Raw genomic sequence first — 3,463 nt, 5'->3', positions numbered from 1 at the left:
TGCAATTGGTATAACGCCTAAGCCCGCTGTTGAGCTTGGTAAAATTAGGCTAAGCTATGCCGCATTAGCACTGATAGGAACAAGTCATGACAACATCTGAGATTACCAAACTGCAATTAACCGAGCTTTTATCCTCTTGGAAACAGGGCAAGATCACAGCAGAAGAGCTGCAAAACTGGATGGTGACTCATTACGATCCGCCTGAAGTTGTGATTGGTAAAGGTGAGCCAGAGTGGACGCAAGAAGCGATGAATATCGTGATGAACGAGTATGAGATAGCAAAAATAGTGAAGTTTCGCTTAGACAATGCGCAGTATGCTATTGATTTTGTAAACTGTAGCGAAGCAAGCTTTAATCAAACTAAGCATCTGTTTATTCATGATGGTTTTTCTGACTAACAACTTTAATACCCTTTTTTAGTTAACTCCATCAAAGCCAATTTCGACGCAAAAAAAGGCCACCTAAGCGTAGGTGGCTAATCGAAGAACTATTAATACTGCTTAATCTGATACACCATCACTTTTGGCGTACTAAACTATCAAGGAAGGTTTTGCGCTAAAGCTTTAATCACTTGTTAAACATATAGATACCATAGGCATTGATGATTGCCCATTGAGATAACTTGAATTTGTTTGAAAGATTGTGAATTGAGATTAAACTAATTAAAATCAACAATATAAACTTAAGCTTTTTTTTCCAGAATTATTGTTTTTAGTTAAATTCAATAGACTGAATCGAGGCTCAAACAGTTGATAGTTAATGACTATGGCTTGCATTGATGGTGGGTTTGTTAAGTAGAAAACAATAATTAACCGCCTACACGTTACAGCACTCATAAACAGTGCCACAAAGTGAAGTAAAGGAGTCTAAAAGTGAGCTAATACCAACTGGTATAGTGCATCACTATCAATAACAACAGCTTGACCGCCGCCCTCAAAGATAGCTTCGCTCACTCCAGGTGATTCAATATAGGTATATAGATAAAAGTCAGTATCGTAGCCACCAGCGCGCACCGCCTGTAACAGCTTCAAACCTGCCAACGAATCCCCATGCCGTCCCATATCTGAAATGATCGCTTGATAGTTATACATGGATAGCAACATAAGCGCTTCTTCTGAGGTAACAGTGGTATAAACGCCAACGTTTTTAGACTCCAAATAAGCCTTCTCAACTAAATTATTCTCTGGATGATCGTCAACCCACAATACTCGACCTAACGCTGCTTTGGGTTCGCTATAATTGAGATTGCGCGCCGTGGGCGTTGGCTCATGTTGATGATCATTACTTTGCCAACACTGAAATATTAAGCCGAGCACCAAAAGTAGTGCTACCAACACCTTAGCAAAAACTTCCCACCAAGAAGTTAGTGCAGGACGTTTACCGCGCTCGACAAAAGGAGCTGATAATGGCTCATCTTGAGGTGTGATTGTAGGCTTGGCCGCAGGTTGTACTTTTGACAACTGTTTACCCAATGCATGTTCAAGCCGATACCCTCGGCCATGAACCGTTTGAATAAGTGGCCCGGAATATCCAGCCTTACTAAATATTTTTCGTGTATCAGATACCAACTTGGACAAAGACATGTCTGATACAACAGTGCCAACCCAAATATTATCTAAACAATCCTGCTTTGAACAATGTTCAGGATAATGGTTAGCAAGCAGTTGGATAAGCGCAATGTTACGCTCATCAAGGGCAAAAACATTGCCATTTACCTGTAGCTCCGTAACTTCACTATCGATGGTAAATTCGCTAAAACTTAATTTCATGGACGACAAACCAATACAGAAGCACCGATTAACAATACTGCAACAATAAAAAGGGTTTGGCAAAGACTGTTTTCAGCATAATTGGCTTCACTACGATTAAAATTCAACAGAATATCGCTTAAATAGTAAAGCTAAAGAGGAACACTTTTAAAAGGGCTTAGACCTTAGTGTTGTTAATACTAAAAAGCCACCTATTTTAAGGTGGCTATAGTTTAGCGATTACTGTTTTAGCCTTCTAATAAACCAGCAATAGTCAGTACACCATGTGTGGTTGCACCCGCAGCCCATAGAGCATCTCCCGAATCCGAAAATGCAGAGGCTAAATCAATATGTAACCAGTTAGCTTCTGGGGCAACAAAGCGCCATAGGAAACCAGCAGCGTTGGATGCGCCGCCTGCTCCACCACCTTTCATTGCACGACTATTAGCCGTATCCGCATAGGGACTTGGGCAGTTATCCATGTGCCAAGGGTCTAGTGGCAACGGCCATACTCGCTCACCCGCTGCAATTGCTTTTTGTTGAGCCAACGCCAGTACTTCCGCTTGAGGCGAGAAAATAGCATTGTAGTTAGTTCCCACAGCCATCACTGCAGCGCCTGTTAGCGTCGCGGCATCAATAATTAACGGTGCACCGGTTTCTGATGCAGCTTGCAAACCATCGGCTAATACTAAACGGCCTTCAGCATCGGTGTTTACCACTTCAACAGTAACGCCGTTTTTGTAGGTAAGGATATCGCCCAACTTGTATGCGTGGCCACTGATTAAGTTTTCAGCACAACACAAAAATAGTTTAACGCGCTTATTAAGCCCTGACTTAATTGCTAAGCCCAACGCTGCAGTAACAGTCGCTGCGCCGCCCATGTCACACTTCATGCCTAACATGCCTTCTGAGCCTTTAATGCTGTAACCACCAGAGTCGAAAGTAATGCCTTTACCTACCAGTGCAACCGCTACATCAGCGTCTTCAGCTAGTGGGTTAAAATCGACTTCTAGCAAAGCTGGCGGGCGCTCACTACCTCGGCCAACGGCATGAATACCTATCCATTGATGCTCTAGTAATGCTTCACCTTCAATAATACGGTAACTTACTTTATCACCACCAATATCACTCAACCATTTAGCGGCTTGCGTTGCTAATACCATTGGTGACAAGTTTTCAGGCGTTTCATTAATTAGGTGACGAGCAAAGCTTGCGCTTTCTAGGCGGTTAGCGAGCAATGTTTTTGTTTCGTCATTGCCAGCCCACTGAATTTGCGGCTTAGTTCTCGCGGTAGCAAAACCTTGAGCAAAAGCCCACTGAGCGTCAACAGTCCATAACTCTCCTTGCAGAGCAACTGCACTCACTCCCTGACTTTGTAGTTTACGTGCAGCTTGTTGAACTTGGCGCTGAGTGTCACCGGCTTTGATATGGATAGAGGCCACATCATTTTGGAAAGTAACATTGGCTTTACCCCAATGTGCAGCGGGTGCATCTTGAGTGAGGGTAACTTTCATTAAATCCGTCATTTTCGGTCCTTAGAATATGAATCGATAAGCAGTGACGCCCTCGACTCGCTTATTATTTTCAGCTGAGTTTACTGGATTGCTGTTGATTTCTAAAGCCAGTAATCAATGAAGATATTCTAGAGTACTCAAGAGCCAGTATTAGCAGCGGTTGATCGTTCGAGCTTAGTTTATGTTCGATTCTTTACCGTA

General features: G+C 42.8%; 3 protein-coding genes. 1 reads left to right on the top strand and 2 read right to left on the bottom strand.

The window, feature by feature from the left end; all coding sequences use genetic code 11:
- The first annotated feature begins 86 nt into the window (after positions 1-86).
- On the top strand, positions 87-398 hold the full coding sequence (locus AB4238_RS08290) for a hypothetical protein (RefSeq protein WP_372032806.1): 312 nt from the start codon (positions 87-89) through the stop codon (positions 396-398).
- Between the two features lie 468 nt (positions 399-866).
- On the opposite strand, the gene AB4238_RS08285 is transcribed toward AB4238_RS08290, so the two are convergent.
- Together AB4238_RS08285 and pepB are read right to left on the bottom strand one after the other, a co-directional pair.
- On the bottom strand, positions 867-1,769 hold the full coding sequence (locus tag AB4238_RS08285) for a winged helix-turn-helix domain-containing protein (RefSeq protein WP_372032804.1): 903 nt from the start codon (positions 1,767-1,769) through the stop codon (positions 867-869).
- 227 nt (positions 1,770-1,996) lie between these two features.
- Complete coding sequence (gene pepB / locus AB4238_RS08280) at positions 1,997-3,274, bottom strand: aminopeptidase PepB (RefSeq protein WP_372032802.1); 1,278 nt, start codon at positions 3,272-3,274, stop codon at positions 1,997-1,999.
- Positions 3,275-3,463 lie beyond the last annotated feature (189 nt).

Origin of the sequence: Shewanella sp. 10N.286.45.A1, from assembly GCF_041470405.1 — a bacterium.
Taxonomy (GTDB): domain Bacteria; phylum Pseudomonadota; class Gammaproteobacteria; order Enterobacterales; family Shewanellaceae; genus Shewanella.
The sequence above is the reverse complement of the archived record's forward strand: the minus strand, read 5'-3'. Positions and strand labels throughout refer to the sequence as shown.

Coding starts and splice junctions, on each gene's coding strand:
- pepB (WP_372032802.1), bottom strand. CDS start 3,274: ATGACGGATTTAATGAAAGTTACCCTCACTCAAGATGCACCCGCTGCA.
- AB4238_RS08285 (WP_372032804.1), bottom strand. CDS start 1,769: ATGAAATTAAGTTTTAGCGAATTTACCATCGATAGTGAAGTTACGGAG.
- AB4238_RS08290 (WP_372032806.1), top strand. CDS start 87: ATGACAACATCTGAGATTACCAAACTGCAATTAACCGAGCTTTTATCC.